This window comes from Neisseria sp. P0009.S010 (assembly GCF_051958545.1).
GTDB classification, from domain to species: Bacteria; Pseudomonadota; Gammaproteobacteria; order Burkholderiales; family Neisseriaceae; genus Neisseria; species Neisseria subflava_A.
In genome coordinates this window covers 39,034-56,640 of sequence record NZ_JBQCVH010000001.1, presented here as the reverse complement: position 1 = coordinate 56,640, position 17,607 = coordinate 39,034, and the positions used below count along the sequence as shown (strand labels likewise).

Genomic DNA, 17,607 nt, shown 5'->3' with positions numbered 1-17,607 from the left:
GACACAAGATTTCGGCTGCTTCAGGTACTGTAATCGGGTTAGAGTAACCATTGTTTCTATATTAAATCATGTTATGATTGAACTTGTTTTATTCTTGAGTTCAATCAATTATGGCTAACCGTCTTTTTCACTTATATCGCTATCAAATTATTTCGAATGAACGCATTCAAGAACGTCTGCCTTTTGGGGATATGACAGTTGAAGAAGTAATCCAAAATAAAAATGCATTTTTTATCGAAGCCTTTAATAATCTTATCCTGCAGAGTGATTTGAATTTATATGAAGAAACGACTAGAAAGATAAGAATTAAGCAAATTTTCCCAAGTACCCATGCAGATGAAAGTGAGCAACTTTTTGTATTTAAAGTTGCTACACGTAAGCGATTGAAGAGAGAAACAGAAAATTTTGAATCGGTTTCCGAAGAAAATTGGCCAAGTGCGTTTGTACTTATTTGGAATGACCCAGAGCAACAAATTATTGCTATTGAATATCGACCAATAGCATTTCATAGTACTAATTCATTAGCAGCAACCTTGGAAAAACGTTTAAATGAAATACTTGCTATTCATAATTTAAATGTGCAAATCAATCCGATATTTGATAAGAAATCCTTTTGGGAATTTATTGAAGGTCGCAACTTAGAAAAGGTTATCTTCAAAATAGTTACACCTAACATGGCTTCTATTTCTCAGTCATTAAGTGAAGAATTAAAAGCCATAGCTAAAATGTCCAATTCTGCCACAACAGAATTGACTTTGACTGCTCCCGAAAATGGTACTTTGAATATTTCACCCAGTATGCCGCAACTTCCTGAACTGGTAGATTACAGCAGTAAAGGAGGTGGAAATATTAGAGTAAAGTATAAAGGTGTCAAAGCAATTACCAACGTCAAAACTGAACACTCTAGTTTAACGGTTGATGAGATTACTATTGAATATCACCCCTATAACCTTGTTGACAAAATTCAAGATTCTTGTAGAGAAAATGATTAAAACTATTGCTGACACCTTTGCCAAATCTTTTGTCATTGCTGTGGTTATTTGTGCCATTCAAGCATTATTTGGGATTTCTTTTGTCAGAGAATTCATGCAGGACAATTTGCTCAATATTCTGGTTACTTTGATGGCTATTAACACTGCAACAATAGCTGTCATTTTGTCAAAAATGTATGAAATCAGTCGAGAACATCAAAAAAAAGTTAATGAAATCTTTGGTGCTACCAAATCACAAATGTTGTTGTCTATTCGTGAACAAATTGCTTTGATAGGTAGTGGTCTAGTTCTTTCTATTTTATCGAAAAAAATAGATTGGGCTTGGAATCCGACTATTATTAATGCCAGTTTGGAAATTTTGTTATTAACAGTATTTATTTATGCATTGTTTATATTGTATGACACTGCTAAAGCTGTTTTAGAATTTTATCAATAACTTTCTAGTATCTGTTAAATAGTCAGCAAGCACCCCTTAACAGTTGGTTAAACATTGATTTATACAATGTCTAACCAACTGTTAAGGACTTTTATGTCTAAATCCCTTGAACTCATTTGAACATCGAAAATTACGAAGCGCGTTTTTTCCCGATCTAAACCGCCCAAGCCGCCAAATAGCAGTTATCAAACCGACAAGGTCGTCTGAAAACCATATTACGTTTTCAGACGACCTTTTTTGCTGTTTAGGCAGCATGATTCGTTCCAAGCAAACGGGGGGATGGTGCGCCGCCGTTGTTTCCATCTTTTTTATCATTTTCAAGATATTGGGCTTCAGACGACCTTTGGTTTTTCACTGTTTGTATGAGCTTTGGCTTGACTGTTTTTCAGCATCAAATGCGATTTACTTCTTAAATTCTTGTTATATTAATGATGAAATGTTATATAATAACAGCCTTTCGAAATATGATGAGAAACTAAAATGACACAAACCACACTCAAACCCATTGTTTTATCTATTCTTTTAATCAGCACCCCCATTCTCTCCCAAGCGCATGAAACCGATCAGTCGGTGGACTTGGACGAGGTTACCGTTGTCGGCAAAAGCCGTCCGCGCGCCACTTCGGGGCTGTTGCACACTTCGACCGCCTCCGACAAAATCATCTCCGGCGATACCTTGCGCCAAAAAGCCGTCAACTTGGGCGATGCTTTAGACGGCGTACCGGGCATTCATGCCTCGCAATACGGCGGCGGCGCGTCCGCTCCCGTTATTCGCGGTCAAACAGGCAGACGGATTAAAGTTTTGAACCATCACGGCGAAACGGGCGACATGGCGGACTTCTCGCCCGACCATGCCTTGATGGTGGACAGCGCCTTGTCGCAACAGGTCGAAATCCTGCGCGGCCCGGTTACGCTCTTGTACAGCTCGGGCAATGTAGCCGGTTTGGTCGATGTTGCCGATGGCAAAATCCCCGAAAAAATGCCTGAAAACGGCGTATCGGGCGAAACCGGATTGCGTTTGAGCAGCGGCAATTTGGAAAAACTGACATCCGCAGGCATCAATATCGGACTGGGCAACAACTTCGTGCTGCATACCGAAGGCTTATACCGCAAATCGGGCGATTATGCCGTACCGCGCTATCAAAAAGAAGAAGGCCGTCTGAAACGACTGCCCGACAGCCATGCCGATTCAAAAACAGGCAGCATCGGCCTGTCTTGGGTTGGGGATAAAGGTTTCCTCGGCGTAGCGTACAGCGACCGTCGCGACCGCTACGGCCTGCCTGCCCACAGCCATCTCTACGACGACTGCCACGCCGACATTATTTGGCAAAAGAGTTTGATTAACAAACGCTATTTACAGCTTTATCCGCACCTGTTGACCGAAGAAGACGTCGATTACGACAATCCAGGCTTGAGCTGCGGCTTCCACGACGATGATAATGCACACGCCCATGCCCACAACGGCAAACCTTGGATAGACCTGCGCAACAAACGCTACGAACTCCGCGCCGAATGGAAGCAGCCATTCCCTGGTTTTGAAGCCCTGCGCGTACACCTAAACCGCAACGACTACCACCACGACGAAAAAGCAGGCGATGCAGTAGAAAACTTCTTCAACAACAAAACACACAACGCCCGTATCGAGTTGCGCCACCAACCCATAGGCCGTCTGAAAGGCAGCTGGGGCGTGCAATATTTGGGACAAAAATCCAGCGCGCTTTCCGCCATTCCCGAAACCGTCCAACAACCGATGTTGATTGACAACAATGTGCGCCATTACAGCTTTTTCGGTGTAGAACAGGCAAACTGGGACAATTTCACGCTAGAAGGTGGCGTACGCGTGGAAAAACAAAAAGCTTCCATCCAGTACGACAAAGCATTGATTGATCGGGAAAACTACTACAACCAGCCCCTGCCCGACCTCGGTGCGCACCGCCAAACCGCCCACTCGTTCGCACTTTCGGGCAACTGGTATTTCACGCCACACCATAAACTCAGCCTGACCGCCTCCCATCAGGAACGCCTGCCGTCAACGCAAGAACTGTACGCACACGGCAAACACGTTGCCACCAACACCTTTGAAGTCGGCAACAAACACCTCAACAAAGAGCGTTCCAACAATATCGAACTCGCGCTGGGCTACGAAGGCGACCGCTGGCAATACAATCTGGCACTCTACCGCAACCGCTTCGGCAACTACATTTACGCCCAAACCTTAAACGACGGACGCGGCCCCAAATCCATCGAAGACGACAGCGAAATGAAGCTCGTGCGCTACAACCAATCCGGCGCCGACTTCTACGGCGCGGAAGGCGAAATCTACTTCAAACCGACACCGCGCTACCGCATCGGCGTTTCCGGCGACTATGTACGAGGCCGTCTGAAAAACCTGCCTTCCCTGCCCGGCAGGGAAGATGCCTACGGCAACCGTCCTTTCATCGCACAGGACGACCAAAACGCCCCTCGCGTTCCGGCTGCGCGCCTCGGTGTCCACCTGAAAGCCTCGCTGACCGACCGTATCGATGCCAACTTGGACTACTACCGCGTGTTCGCCCAAAACAAACTCGCCCGCTACGAAACGCGTACGCCCGGACACCATATGCTCAACCTCGGTGCAAACTACCGCCGCAATACGCGCTATGGCGAGTGGAATTGGTACGTCAAAGCCGACAACCTGCTCAACCAATCCGTTTACGCCCACAGCAGCTTCCTCTCTGATACGCCGCAAATGGGTCGCAGCTTTACCGGCGGCGTGAACGTGAAGTTTTAAAATCGGACAGGCAAACAAAAAAGGTTTTCAGACGTCCGTCTGAAAACCTTTTTCTTGTTTTAACCAATCATTTAAAACTAACTATTAATCTTTCAACACATCGCGCACAGCCGCTTGAATCTTGGCCGCCGCTGCTTCGATTTGCTGCTGTTCGGTAGATTGACTTGCCACTGTCTCAACCGGAGCCGCTTGTGAAGCTGCGGCTTTAGGCTCAGATTCAGTTTGCGGCGCAGTCAGCGGCAAACGCGCCAATACAGTGCTGACGCCGGTAACTTTATCGCCAATCGCCACTTGCGCCTGCGCATCGACAGGCAGATACATATCCACGCGCGAGCCAAAACGGATAAAGCCATAGCGTTCGCCGCGAGACAGTTTCGCACCTGCTTGGGTGTAGCACAAAATACGGCGCGCCACCAAACCGGCCACTTGAACAAAAGTAATTTCACGACCTGAAGCCGTAGTCGCCAAAACCGCATTACGTTCATTTTCCGTGCTGGCCTTATCCAAATCCGCATTCACGAATTTGCCTTTGTTATAGACCACTTTCGTTACCGTACAATCGGCAGGCGATTTTTGCGAATGCACGTTGAACACGTTCATAAAAATACTGATTTTCAAAGCATCGACATCACGATACGGATCGCGTGCGCGCTCGACCACCACGATACGGCCGTCAACCGGGCTCAACACCGCTTCAGGATTTAGCGGAATCTCACGCGCAGGGTCGCGGAAAAACTGCAGGGCAAATACGGTAAACACCCAAAACGGCAAAGACCACCAGCCGCAGCACATCGACACCAGCAGGCTCAAAGCCAAACCGCCGCCGATAATCGGCCAGCCCTCACGGGCGATAATCGGGTGGGGATACAAACGGTTCATCACTTATCCTTCATTTAATAATTTCAAAATTGCCACCATTATATCTGAAACTCCAAATATTGAGGCCGTCTGAAATGTTCAGACGGCCGGTGTCTTTTGTAAAAAATACTCAATATAGATAAAGTTTCAGTTTCGGCAACACAATGACGCAGCGTCCTCAACCAGCGGCTCACACGAGCCAACAATACGCTGCAAATATCATTTAGACCAAACCTCCGCCCTCGATTATCTCGACAAGCCCAGTATGACCGCCAATACCAGCCAAATCCAATGCCGACGGCGTGATGTAGAGAACAAAGAGCGTTGAGACAGCAAACGCGTTTGGCTCAACTGATACGCCACATCTGCGAGCTTAATCAACTGATTGCCCTGTCGTGTTTTGCTTTCTTCCGCTTTACGCAGTTTCAAATTTTCCGCTTCAATCCGCAGCCGCACCAGCTTGGCCTCTAAAAGCAGTAGCTCGCGCGCTTCTTCATACTCCTGTCGCTTCATCGTCCGTATCCTTGTCTATCTCACCGCGCAAATACGCAATATCCGATCGAATATCCTGCAAGGTCTCAGCCACACGGCTGCCCTGCTCCCGATAATCTGCCGATACTTTGCGGAACAATACGGCAATAATCAGCAGGCTCACGAAGAAAATGCCGAAAAACACCCACAAAGCGGCCACATCCGACAGCACGCGGTTCAATCCGAACAGCAAACCGACCAAGCCCACCATCAACAGCGCGCCGGACAACACCAGCCAGATCGCCAACCGGAACACATTCTCCGCCTGACGCGTCAAATCCAAGCTCAATACCTGCAAACGCAGCAACAGCAAATCCGCGCCCTGATTCAACAAAGCCTTGCCATGTTCAAAACGCTGGCGAATTCCCATCTTAACTATCCTTTTTTTCAGGAAAACATAAGGCAGAGGCCGTCTGCACGGCGCAATGAAATCCATGATTTCATATACACACCTGTTCAGACGGCCTTAACATATTCGCATTAACGGCGGTTCAACAACACACCGACAACCAAACCGGCCAATGCGGCAAAACCCATTGCATAATATGGTTTTTCATGCACCACTTCATCAGCTTGTTTGGCACCGCGTTTCAAGCGTGCACCAGCATCTGACTCTAATTCGGAAAAAAGCTCTTTACCATCTTTAAATCGTTCGCTAATTTCTTCTTCGAAGCTGCTAAAACGCTCTTTGGCTTCTGCCAATTTTGCTTCCAATTTAGCGCGAATTTTACTACCTTCTTCCGAACCGGCTTCAACACCATTGCGGTACAGTTCGTCCACATCATCCATTACTTCTCGGATATCTTCCAACAAAGCATCACGACGTTTTTCAAAATTATGTTTTTTCATACTACTCTCCTATAGATTGATATGATTACAGATTGTTTATCTGTTAATAGTATTATAACCATTTATTTCCAAATAAACGTTAATTTAAATTAAATTAAGTTCCTATAACGAAAACAACCCAATGAAATTAAAAAAGGCCGTCTGAAAACTTCAGACGGCCTTTTCAATTCAGCTTAAAGACTTAAGTCTTATGCCAAACCTTTTGCTTTCAACACTTCCAGCATGGTAGTGCCCAACTCGGCAGGGCTGCGGGTGTAAGCGATACCGGCTTTTTCGAAAGCGGCGAATTTTTCTTCGGCAGTACCTTTACCGCCAGAAATAATCGCACCGGCGTGGCCCATACGTTTGCCTTTAGGAGCAGTAACACCAGCGATGTAACCTACAACAGGTTTGGTTACGTTGGATTGGATGTATTCGGCTGCTTCTTCTTCCGCAGTACCGCCGATTTCACCGATCATGATGATGGCGTCGGTATCTGGGTCTTCTTGGAAGAGTTTCAGTGCGTCGATTTGGTTCATACCAGGAATCGGGTCGCCGCCGATACCGATACAGGTTGATTGACCCAAGCCCAGTTTGGTGGTTTGTGCCACAGCTTCGTAAGTCAATGTACCGGAACGGGAAATAATACCGATGCGGCCCGGAGTGTGGATGTGGCCCGGCATAATACCGATTTTGCACTCACCCGGAGTAATCACGCCCGGGCAGTTAGGGCCGACCAAGCGGGTACCGTTGCCGTTGGTTTCCAAATAACGTTTGGCTTTGAGCATGTCCAGAGTAGGCACGCCTTCGGTAATCACAACGACCAAGCCTACGCCGGAATCAACGGCTTCAACGATAGAATCTAAAACAAACGGAGCGGGAACGTAAATTACAGATGCGTCAGCGCCGGTTTCTTTAACGGCTTCTTTCATGGTGTTGAATACAGGCAGGTCCAGATGGGTTTGACCGCCTTTGCCTGGGGTAACGCCGCCGACAACTTTAGTGCCGTAAGCCAGAGCTTGTTCGGAGTGGAAAGTACCGTTTTTACCGGTGAAACCTTGAACCAATACTTTGGTGTCTTTATTAATCAATACGCTCATTCTTTTCTCCTTAGGCGTTTACGGCTGCAACAATTTTTTCGGCTGCGTCATTCAGGCCGTCTGCAGAAGTCAGTTTCAGACCTGATTCGTTCAGGATTTTCGCGCCGAGTTCGGCGTTGTTACCTTCCAAACGAACAACGACAGGAACGTTGACGTTGATTTCTTTAACGGCTGCCACGATGGCTTCCGCAATCATGTCGCAACGTACGATACCGCCGAAGATGTTGATCAATACGCCTTTAACGGATTTGTCTTCCAAAATCAGTTTGAACGCTTCAACCACGCGGTCTTTGGTTGCGCCGCCGCCAACGTCCAAGAAGTTGGCAGGTTGGCCGCCTTTGAGTTTGATGATGTCCATAGTGGCCATCGCCAAACCGGCACCGTTAACCATACAGCCGATGTTGCCTTCCAGGGCAACATAGTTCAGGTCGAATTCAGAAGCTTTCAGCTCACGTTCGTTTTCTTGAGATTTGTCGCGCAATTCAGCGATTTTTGGCAGGCGGTAGAGCGCGTTGCTGTCGATACCGATTTTGCCGTCCACGCAAGCCAGTGCGCCGTTTTCGCGAACTGCCAATGGGTTTACTTCAAACAGGGCAAAGTCGTTTTCGATAAACGCTTTGTACGCGCCGGTCATCAGTTTGACGAACTCGTTGATTTGTTTGTCTTTCAAGCCCAGTTGGAAGGCAACTTCGCGAGCTTGGCAAGGTTGCAGGCCGACCAGCGGATCAACGGTTACTTTGAAGATTTTTTCTGGAGTTTCGGCAGCAACTTTTTCAATTTCCACGCCGCCTTCGGTAGAAGCCATGAATGTAACGCGGCGGGTAGAACGGTCAACCACTGCGCCCAAGTACAGCTCGGTTTGAACCGGATACATGTCTTCGCAAACCAAAACGCTGTTGACAGGTTGGCCGTTGGCATCGGTTTGGTAAGTTACCAAGTTGGTGCCAATCAGGCTTTCAGCCACTTCTTTAGCTTCTTCGCGGCTTTTAACGACTTTTACGCCGCCCGCTTTACCGCGGCCGCCGGCGTGTACTTGTGCTTTGACAACAGCGAATTTGCCGCCCAATTTGTCGTAAGCTGCAGCGGCTTCTTCGCCGTTGTGTGCCAAAATACCGCCTTGTACGGGCAAACCGTAGCTAGCCAGCAGTTCTTTAGCCTGATACTCGTGTAAATTCATGGATTTCTCCTTAAGGTGAGTGGGTTTTAGGAATCGCCCTGCGGCCAATCCCATATTTTCAGACGGCCCTACTATTTACTGAAGGGCAACCACATCCGCGCCAGCAGATACATGGTTGCACCGCCTCCCCCGAGAATAAAAAAGACGATGCCTTTTTTACGCGAATTCGGGCAGAGCAGATAAACGGCAAGGCTGAAACTGATAAACAACAATGCCACGCGCCAAACCAATTCTTTATCTTTGAAACGGTTGAGCGTATAAGTTTCGGTCATCATCACATACATCTGCCACAATGCGGCCATACACATGCTGATGATGCCCATCGGTATAAAGAAAATACCGACTATTTCTTTGTTCATAATGAATGTAAATGCTGTTTGTTTGTCTGACGGAATTATAAATCAGAAAACGAAGCTCTCGAAACATTCAATTTGTCGGAGGCCTTAAGGCCGTCTGAAAAGTTTCAGACGGCCTTAATGTCTATCAACCGTGCAAAGCGCGTTTGTCGGCCGCCAATGCAGCTTCGTGAACCACTTCGGACAAGGTTGGGTGGGCATGGATAATGCGGGCGATGTCTTCGCTGCTGGCGAAGAATTCGAGCGCAGTCACGCCTTCGGTAACCAATTCGCTGACAACCGGGCCGATCATGTGTACGCCCAAGATACGGTCGGTTTTGGCATCTGCCAACACTTTAACCGTACCTTTGGCTTTGCCCATTGCCAATGCGCGACCGTTTGCACCGAAACCTGAAGTACCTTTTTTGTACTCCACGCCTTCGGCTTTGAGCTGCTCTTCGGTTTTACCCACCCAAGCGATTTCAGGATCGGTGTAAATCACGAATGGTACGTTGTTGAAGTCGATATGCGGTTTTTGACCGGCAATGCGCTCAGCAACGGCAACGCCTTCGTCGCTGGCTTTGTGTGCCAACATCGGGCCGCGGACCACGTCGCCGATTGCCCATACGTTAGGCAGGTTGGTACGGCATTCGCCATCTACTTTGATAAAGCCGCGCTCGTCTTTTTCCAAGCCTACGGCTTCCGCGTTCAGGCCTTTGGTGTTTGGAATACGGCCGATGGCAACGATCAGTTTGTCGAATACTTCAGTTTTGGCTTCGCCGGCAGCAGTTTCGTAAGCAACGGAAACGCCTTTGCCTTCGGATTTGATGTCGCCGATTTTCACGCCCAATTCGATGCTCAAACCTTGCTCTTTAGTAAAGTATTTGAAGGCTTCTTTGGCGATTTGTTGGTCTGCGGCAGCCAGGAAGGTCGGCGCGGCTTCAAGAATGGTAACTTCTGCACCCACGCGGTTCCATACGGAACCCATTTCCAAACCAATCACGCCGGAACCGATCACGCCGAGTTTGGCAGGTACTTCAGTCAGGTTCAATGCACCTTCGTTGTCCAATACATTCACGTTGTCGATAGCGACTTGTGGCAGCGGACGCGGTACGGAACCGGTGGCTACGATGACGTGTTTGGCTTCGATAACGGTTTTCTCGCCTTTGTTATCGACTTCGATTTGGTAAGCATCGCCATTTTTACCGGCAAAGGAAGCAGTACCGAACAGGCTGGTTACTTTGTTTTTTTGGAACAGGAATTTCACGCCGCCGGTCAGTTTGGTTACGATGGCATCTTTGCGCTCAATCATTTTGGCCGCGTCGAATTTTACGTCGCCGACAGTGATACCGTGTTCGGCAAACTCGTGTTGCGCAGCGTGGAAATGTTCGCTGGATTGCAACAGGGCTTTAGAAGGGATACAACCTACGTTCAAGCAAGTACCGCCCAATGCAGGGGCATTGCCTGCTTTGTTAACGCCTGCGTCAACGCAAGCGGTTTTGAAACCGAGTTGCGCGGCACGGATGGCGGCAACGTATCCGCCCGGGCCTGCACCAATCACTACTACATCATATTGAGACATCGTGTCATCCTTTGCTTTTGCAGTATCTCAAAATAAAAACGATACTTTTTGTTTCTTTTTTATTTTGAATGACTGCGTTTTGATGGTTTTAAGAAAAGGCCGTCTGAAAGTCCATATCTGCCGATTCATTCGAATCAAATGTTTCAGACGGCCTCAATCGTTCGTTGAGCCTATTGTAGCACGATACTACATTACGCTACATCTAAATAAAAATTCAGACGGCCTTTTCATTAACAAATAAAAGGCCGTCTGAAACGATTACAGATCCAACAACAGGCGAGCTGGGTCTTCCAACGCGTCTTTAATGGCTACCAAGGTCAATACAGCTTCACGGCCGTCAATAATACGGTGGTCGTAAGACAGAGCCAGATACATCATTGGACGGACAACAACTTGGCCGTTTTCAACCACGGCACGTTCTTTAGTGGCGTGCATACCCAAAATCGCAGATTGAGGCGGGTTGATGATCGGGGTAGACATCATAGAACCGAAAGTACCGCCGTTGGTAATACTGAATGTACCGCCGGTCAGATCTTCGATAGCGATTTTGCCGTCTTTAGCTTTTTTCGCGTAATCAACAATTGCTTGTTCGATGTCGGCAATGCTCATTTGGTCGGCATCGCGCAGGATTGGTACAACCAAACCGCGTGGGCTGCCAATTGCGATACCGATGTCGAAGTAGCCGTGGTAAACGATGTCTTTGCCGTCAACAGAAGCATTCACAACCGGATATTTTTTCAGGGCGGCAACAGCGGCTTTAACGAAGAAGGACATAAAGCCCAATTTCACGCCGTGTTCTTTCTCGAATTTTTCTTTGTACTTCGCACGCAAGTCCATGATTGGTTTCATGTTGACTTCGTTGAATGTAGTCAGAATGGCGTTTTCTTGTTGAGAAGCCAAGAGGCGTTCTGCAACACGGGCACGCAGACGGCTCATTGGTACGCGTTCTTCAGGACGTGCGCCGGCAGGAAGTGCAACGGCAGGGGCTGCGGCTGCTGCAGGTTTGGCAGCGGCATTTTGTACGTCTTCTTTCAATACGCGACCGTCACGGCCAGAACCTTGCAATGCGTTCACGTCAACACCGGTCTCGGCAGCCAGTTTGGCGGCGGCAGGCATAGCGGCGTTGTTTTGTGCAGCAGCAGGAGCAGCGGCTGGGGCAGCTTCGGCAGGCGCGGCGGCTGGTGCTTCAGCAGCGGCAGTAGCAGCTGTATCGATGCGTGCCAAAACTTGGTCGGCAACAACGGTTTCACCGTCTTGCGCTACGATTTCAACCAATACGCCGGCTTGTGGAGAAGGTACTTCCAAAACCACTTTGTCAGTTTCGATATCGATCAGGATTTCGTCACGGGCAACTGCTTCGCCAACTTTTTTCTTCCATTCCAAGAGCGTGCCTTCAGATACGCTTTCAGACAGCATAGGTACTTTTACATCAATAATCATTTTGTGTCTCCAATGGCCCTTTCAGACGGCCTGTTGTGTGTTTTTAATTCTGCATATGGGCATTCCGCCTGAGCAGCCTCAGACGGAATGCTACTTGGTTTACAACGCCAAAGCGTCTTCAACCAATTGTTTCAATTGAGCAATATGTTTGCTTGAGTAGCCCACTGCAGGCGATGCACTGCTTGGACGACCGGCATAAGACAGTTTTTGCTCTTCGCTGATAACGTCTTCGATGCGGTGGCGGATTTGGTAGAACGCGCCTTGGTTTTTCGGCTCTTCTTGCGCCCAAACCACAGATTTTGCATTCGGATATTTCGCCAGTTCAGCTTTAACCTCTTCATATGGGAACGGATACAGCTGCTCAACGCGGACGATAGCAACATCATCTTCCAGTTTACGCTCGGTACGGCCTGCTTCCAAGTCATAGTAAACCTGACCGGCACACAATACCACGCGTTTCACGCTGTCGTTGCTTGCGCGTTCGGCGGTATCACCGATAACCGGACGGAAAGTCGAACCTTCGGTGAAGTTTTCCAGCGGGCTCATTGCACCTTTGAAGCGCAACAGGCGTTTGGACATGAAAATCACCAGCGGTTTGCGGTATGAACCCAAGACTTGACGTTGCAAGAGGTGGAACATTTGCGATGCTTCAGACGGCATGATGACTTGCATATTGTTCTCTGAACACAGTTGCAACCAACGTTCTACGCGTGCAGAAGAGTGCTCAGGGCCTTGACCGTCGTAACCGTGCGGCAGGATGGTGGTCAGACCGCACAAACGACCCCATTTGGTTTCGCCTGAAGACAGGAATTGGTCAATAGTCACTTGCGCGCCGTTGGCGAAGTCACCGAATTGAGCTTCCCAAATGGTCAGCTTGTCAGGAGCGGAGCAGGCAAAGCCGTACTCGAACGCCATCACGGCTTCTTCGTTCAAAATGGAGTCGATAACTAGGAACTCGCCCATGCCTTCGCCCATATGGCGCAGAGGAACATAAGTACCGTCGTCCCATTTTTCACGGTTTTGATCGTGCAATACTGCATGACGGTGTGAGAATGTACCGCGGCCGGAGTCCTCACCGGAGATACGCACGCCATGACCTTTGGTCAGCAGGCTTGCGTATGCGAGGGTTTCGGCCATACCCCAGTCGATGGCTTGTTTGCCGGATGCCATGGCTTTACGCGCTTCGATCACACGTTTTGCAGTCGGATGCAGGGCAAAGCCTTCCGGTACGGCGGTAAATTTCTCGGTAAGGCGCTCGATGTCGGCGGCAGGCAAACCAGTTTCGATTTTTTCGCGCCAATCTTTGCCTTGGTATTTGCTCCAGTCGATTTGTGTGCGTTGGAAGTTGCTCAAAGTTGTTTGTTCAACATGTTCGCCTTTGTCCAAAGCATCACGGTAGGCTTGGATGTAACCGTCAGCCTCAGCTTGAGTTACCACGCCTTCGGCAATCAGTTGCTCGGTGTACAAAGCACGCGCACCTGGGTGTTGCGATACTTTTTTGTACATCATCGGTTGGGTCAAGGTCGGATCATCGCCCTCGTTGTGGCCCCATTTACGGTAGCAGACAACGTCGACCACGATGTCTTTATGGAATTTTTTGCGGTAATCCAAAGCGGCTTGAATGGCAAAGCAAACGCGTTCAGGGTCATCGCCGTTCACGTGGATAACCGGAGCGGAAACCATTTTCGCGATATCGGTACAGTATACGGTAGAACGGGTATCGCGGGTATCGGAAGTGGTAAAGCCGATTTGGTTGTTGATCACGATGTGAACAGTACCGCCGGTGGTATAGCCGCGTGTTTTAGACAGGTTGAATGTTGCTTGGTTAACACCCAAACCGATAAATGCGGAGTCACCGTGAATCAATACTGGCAAAACTTTATCGCGGCCGTTTTCTCCCAAACGTTTTTGTTTGGCGCGCGCAGAACCTTCCACTACTGGGTTAACAATTTCCAAGTGTGACGGGTTAAATGCCAAAGAAACGTGCATTGGGCCGTGCGGAGTGGCGATGTCGGAGCTGAAGCCCATGTGGTATTTCACGTCGCCGCTAGGCAATTTGATTTCGGCTCGGCCTTCGAATTCGGCAAACAGATCAGCCGGTTTTTTGCCCAAAATGTTAACCAAAACATTCAGACGGCCACGGTGTGCCATACCGATGATGACTTCTTCCACACCATCTTTACCGGCGTTTTGAATCAGGTAGTTCAAACCGGCAATGGCACTTTCGCCACCTTCGACACCAAAGCGTTTTTGACCGACATATTTGGTATGCAGATAGCGTTCCAGAGTTTCGGCAGCAGTCATTTCTTTCAAGATACGGCGTTTTTGTTCAACGTTGTAGCTTGGTGTAGACAGTACGCTTTCAAAATAATTGCGAACCCAGCGACGCTCTTCGGTATTTGGAATGTAGATGTACTCTACCGCGATATGACCGCAGTAGGTTTGTTTGAGGTTGCTGATGATTTGGGACAGAGGCAGTTTGCTCTGACCGGAAAAATCACCCTCGCCCATATTGAACTGAAGTGCCATATCGGCATCTGACAGACCATGGAATTTAGGATCGAGAGCTTCGATATTTTGAGGAGGGATACGTTTGAGCGGATCAAGTTGGGCTGCACCCACGCCTTGGATACGATAGGCAGAAATCAGTCGCAAAACGCTGACTTGCTTTTTCATCATTGCCTCATCCACACCGCCTGCGACGGCTGCGGCAATTTTCTTTTTAGCCAAAGTGGCAAATGATTCACGAATCGGTGTATGGGCAACATCGACAGCGACTGCGCCCGGCTGTTTACTCAAATCGGTAAAGTACTGTTTCCATTTTTCATCGACAGATTCCGGATTATCCAGAAACTTTTCATACAACTCCTCGATGTATGGCGCATTAGAACCAAACAGATAAGAGAAATTGAGTTTTTCGTCCATCATGGCGTGAGCTCTTTTCTTTAAAATATAAACAAAGGGTAGAATCCCGTGTTCTCCGAACGGAATTCAGGCCGTCTGAAATGACACTTTATTCTACCCTATTTCAAATCAAATTACCTGCTATCAACTTAATTAATTACGACCAACCTCATTGAAAACGGCAATTCGATTTTTTCAAACGACTTTTCAACAATATATTAATGTATTGTTTATTAGCGTTTATCTACCGGAACGTAATCGCGACGCTCTGCACCGGTATACAGTTGACGTGGGCGACCGATTTTCAGTGCCGGATCGCTAATCATTTCATGCCAATGAGAAATCCAACCTACACTGCGCGACAATGCGAAGATAACGGTAAACATTTCAGTTGGAATGCCCAATGCGGACAAGACGATACCGGAGTAGAAATCGACGTTTGGATACAGCTTGCGCTCAACAAAGAATGGATCTTTCAGTGCGATTTGTTCCAATTCCATCGCCAGCTTAAATTTAGGACTGTCTTCCAAGCCCAATTCTTTCAAGACTTCATAACAGGTTTCGCGCATGATGTTGGCTCGTGGGTCCATATTGCGGTATACGCGGTGACCGAAGCCCATCAGACGATATTTGCGTTGTTTCACACCTTCCATGTATGCGGCAACATTGGATACGTCGCCGATTTCGTCCAGCATCTTCAACACAGCTTCGTTTGCACCGCCATGTGAAGCACCCCACAGACAGGCGATACCGGCAGCGATACAGGCAAATGGGTTTGCGCCTGAAGAGCCGGCCAAACGTACAGTCGAAGTAGAGGCGTTTTGCTCGTGGTCGGCATGCAAAATAAAGATGCGGTCGAGCGCGCGAGCCAATACTGGATTAGGTTTGTATTCTTCACATGGTGTTGCGAACATCATGTGTAAGAAGTTTTCAGCATAGGAAAGGTTATTTTTTGGATAATTGAACGGCAGACCGTTGGAATAACGGTAACACATTGCTGCAATTGTCGGGATTTTGGAGATTAAGCGGTAAATCGCAATTTTGCGGTGTTCAGGATTGGCAATATCCAAGCTGTCTTGATAGAAAGCAGACAAAGCGCCAACCACGCCAACCATCATCGCCATCGGATGCGCATCGCGACGGAAACCGCGGAAGAACCAAGTCAGCTGCTCATGCAGCATAGTATGGCGACCGACTGTGGCATCAAATTCTTTTTTCTGTTCAGGGGTAGGCAGTTCGCCGTAAATCAACAGGTAGCAAACTTCCAAGTAATCGGATTTTTCGGCCAACTGCTCGATAGGATAACCACGGTAATACAACAGACCTTCATCGCCATCAATATAAGTGATTTTGGATTCGCAACTTGCAGTTGACACGAATCCGGGGTCGAAGGAAAACAGACCTGTATTTTTTGTCAAAGCACGAATATCAACCACATCATGGCCGATACTTGCTTCCAATACTGGCAGTTCCAAGGTCTCTTGATTTGGGGTGGTGAGCTTGACTGATTTAGACATTCTTAAACTCCTTTGTAAGTTGGGGCTTTCGTTGCCGCCCAAGCGGCACGGTCCTTTTTTTCAGACGGCCTCCGTATGGAAAGAGCTTGTTCGGATTGGCATCGCAAACAAGCTCTATAACACGTCATGCCTGTCTGATTTTTTCAAGCATGGGAATCAGGTGTTTCTTGTCCGTCGCCGAATGTCCGTTAATCAAGGCAAGCAACTCTTGGTCTTGAAATTCGAGGATTTCGGAAAATTCGGACAACTCCTGATCACTCAGGTGCTCGAATTCTTTTTCCATGAACCTGCCGAAGATTAAATCTAATTCCAATAATCCCCGGCGGGTTTGAAAACGGATTTTCCGTTTGGCAATATCGTCAAAAACCATCATTTCTTAAACGGCTCGTTTCAACATAATCTCTTTAATCTTACCGATGGCTCGGGTCGGATTCAAGTGTTTAGGACATACGTCTACGCAGTTCATAATGGTGTGGCAACGGAACAAACGGTATGGGTCGTTCAGATTATCCAAACGCTCGTTAGTAATGGTATCACGGCTATCCGCAATGAAACGGTAAGCATTCAGCAAACCAGACGGACCAACGAATTTATCAGGGTTCCACCAGAATGACGGGCAGGCAGTCGAGCAGCAAGCACACAAAATACATTCGTACAAACCGTCCAACTCTTTACGCTCTTCCTGAGTTTGCAGACGCTCTTTGTCCGCATCGATAGGGTTATCGTTGACAACGTAAGGTTTGATGGAGTGATATTGTTTGAAGAATTGGGTCATATCCACAATCAGGTCGCGGATAACAGGCAGACCTGGCAGAGGGCGGATTTTAACCGGCTGTTTCAAACCACGCAGATCGGTCAGACATGCCAAGCCGTTTTTGCCGTTGATGTTCATACCGTCAGAACCGCAAATACCTTCGCGGCAAGAACGGCGGAAAGACAATGTATCGTCTTGTGCTTTCAGACGCACCAAAGCGTCCAAAAGTTTAACGTCCGTTGGTTCCAATTCCAACTCGTAACGTTGCATATAAGGTTTGGCATCAACGTCCGGGTTATAACGGTAAATTTCAAAACTCATTTTTTCCATGAGAAGTGTTCCTTTTCTCATAAACTGCCCAATGATTTTGTATTATGAATTCAA

General features: G+C 47.9%; 16 protein-coding genes. 3 read left to right on the top strand and 13 right to left on the bottom strand.

Features of this window, described 5'->3' with window-relative positions:
- Positions 1 to 110: 110 nt before the first annotated feature.
- The 3 genes from ACTHSN_RS00275 (at position 111) to znuD (ending at position 4,197) form a co-directional block, all read left to right on the top strand.
- Positions 111 to 992: a hypothetical protein gene (locus ACTHSN_RS00275; RefSeq protein WP_141743138.1), complete on the top strand. Its 882-nt coding sequence runs from the start codon at positions 111 to 113 to the stop codon at positions 990 to 992.
- Positions 985 to 1,428 (top strand): hypothetical protein, encoded by a 444-nt coding sequence (locus ACTHSN_RS00270; RefSeq protein ID WP_070461331.1) that lies wholly within the window; start codon positions 985 to 987, stop codon positions 1,426 to 1,428. The genes ACTHSN_RS00275 and ACTHSN_RS00270 overlap by 8 nt, the downstream gene beginning before the upstream one ends.
- A gap of 480 nt (positions 1,429 to 1,908) precedes the next feature.
- Positions 1,909 to 4,197 (top strand): TonB-dependent zinc receptor ZnuD, encoded by a 2,289-nt coding sequence (gene znuD, locus ACTHSN_RS00265; protein WP_440364989.1) that lies wholly within the window; start codon positions 1,909 to 1,911, stop codon positions 4,195 to 4,197.
- Positions 4,198 to 4,281: 84 nt separating this feature from the next.
- Here znuD and ACTHSN_RS00260 read toward each other — a convergent pair whose 3' ends face one another.
- The 13 genes from ACTHSN_RS00260 to ACTHSN_RS00200 all read right to left on the bottom strand — a co-directional run bounded on the left by ACTHSN_RS00260 (position 4,282) and on the right by ACTHSN_RS00200 (position 17,553).
- Positions 4,282 to 5,076, bottom strand: a complete 795-nt coding sequence (locus tag ACTHSN_RS00260) for a phosphatidylserine decarboxylase (protein ID WP_296186425.1) — start codon at positions 5,074 to 5,076, stop codon at positions 4,282 to 4,284.
- 225 nt (positions 5,077 to 5,301) lie between these two features.
- Positions 5,302 to 5,568, bottom strand: coding sequence for a hypothetical protein (locus ACTHSN_RS00255; RefSeq protein ID WP_296186421.1), 267 nt, complete (start codon positions 5,566 to 5,568; stop codon positions 5,302 to 5,304).
- Complete coding sequence (locus tag ACTHSN_RS00250; RefSeq protein ID WP_049330957.1) at positions 5,549 to 5,956, bottom strand: phage holin family protein; 408 nt, start codon at positions 5,954 to 5,956, stop codon at positions 5,549 to 5,551. The genes ACTHSN_RS00255 and ACTHSN_RS00250 overlap by 20 nt, the downstream gene beginning before the upstream one ends.
- Before the next feature lie 110 nt (positions 5,957 to 6,066).
- Positions 6,067 to 6,435 carry a DUF883 family protein gene (locus ACTHSN_RS00245; protein WP_070608049.1) on the bottom strand — a complete coding sequence of 123 codons (369 nt, stop codon included), beginning with the start codon at positions 6,433 to 6,435 and terminating at the stop codon, positions 6,067 to 6,069.
- A gap of 188 nt (positions 6,436 to 6,623) precedes the next feature.
- Complete coding sequence (gene sucD, locus ACTHSN_RS00240; protein WP_002244992.1) at positions 6,624 to 7,514, bottom strand: succinate--CoA ligase subunit alpha; 891 nt, start codon at positions 7,512 to 7,514, stop codon at positions 6,624 to 6,626.
- A 10-nt stretch (positions 7,515 to 7,524) separates the two neighbouring features.
- Positions 7,525 to 8,691, bottom strand: a complete 1,167-nt coding sequence (gene sucC / locus ACTHSN_RS00235) for an ADP-forming succinate--CoA ligase subunit beta (protein ID WP_003675098.1) — start codon at positions 8,689 to 8,691, stop codon at positions 7,525 to 7,527.
- A 71-nt stretch (positions 8,692 to 8,762) separates the two neighbouring features.
- Complete coding sequence (locus ACTHSN_RS00230) at positions 8,763 to 9,050, bottom strand: hypothetical protein (protein ID WP_004519272.1); 288 nt, start codon at positions 9,048 to 9,050, stop codon at positions 8,763 to 8,765.
- 124 nt (positions 9,051 to 9,174) lie between these two features.
- Positions 9,175 to 10,608, bottom strand: a complete 1,434-nt coding sequence (gene lpdA / locus ACTHSN_RS00225; RefSeq protein ID WP_002225317.1) for a dihydrolipoyl dehydrogenase — start codon at positions 10,606 to 10,608, stop codon at positions 9,175 to 9,177.
- Between the two features lie 258 nt (positions 10,609 to 10,866).
- Positions 10,867 to 12,048, bottom strand: a complete 1,182-nt coding sequence (gene odhB / locus ACTHSN_RS00220; RefSeq protein WP_002217383.1) for a 2-oxoglutarate dehydrogenase complex dihydrolipoyllysine-residue succinyltransferase — start codon at positions 12,046 to 12,048, stop codon at positions 10,867 to 10,869.
- Positions 12,049 to 12,147: 99 nt separating this feature from the next.
- Positions 12,148 to 14,976 carry a 2-oxoglutarate dehydrogenase E1 component gene (locus tag ACTHSN_RS00215; RefSeq protein ID WP_107792443.1) on the bottom strand — a complete coding sequence of 943 codons (2,829 nt, stop codon included), beginning with the start codon at positions 14,974 to 14,976 and terminating at the stop codon, positions 12,148 to 12,150.
- A gap of 209 nt (positions 14,977 to 15,185) precedes the next feature.
- On the bottom strand, positions 15,186 to 16,469 hold the full coding sequence (gene gltA, locus ACTHSN_RS00210) for a citrate synthase (RefSeq protein WP_070645446.1): 1,284 nt from the start codon (positions 16,467 to 16,469) through the stop codon (positions 15,186 to 15,188).
- Positions 16,470 to 16,593: 124 nt separating this feature from the next.
- Positions 16,594 to 16,842 (bottom strand): FAD assembly factor SdhE, encoded by a 249-nt coding sequence (locus ACTHSN_RS00205; RefSeq protein ID WP_003678830.1) that lies wholly within the window; start codon positions 16,840 to 16,842, stop codon positions 16,594 to 16,596.
- 3 nt (positions 16,843 to 16,845) lie between these two features.
- Entirely contained in the window at positions 16,846 to 17,553 is a 708-nt protein-coding gene (locus tag ACTHSN_RS00200; RefSeq protein ID WP_002241462.1) for a succinate dehydrogenase iron-sulfur subunit, read from the bottom strand.
- Between the last annotated feature and the right edge of the window lie 54 nt (positions 17,554 to 17,607).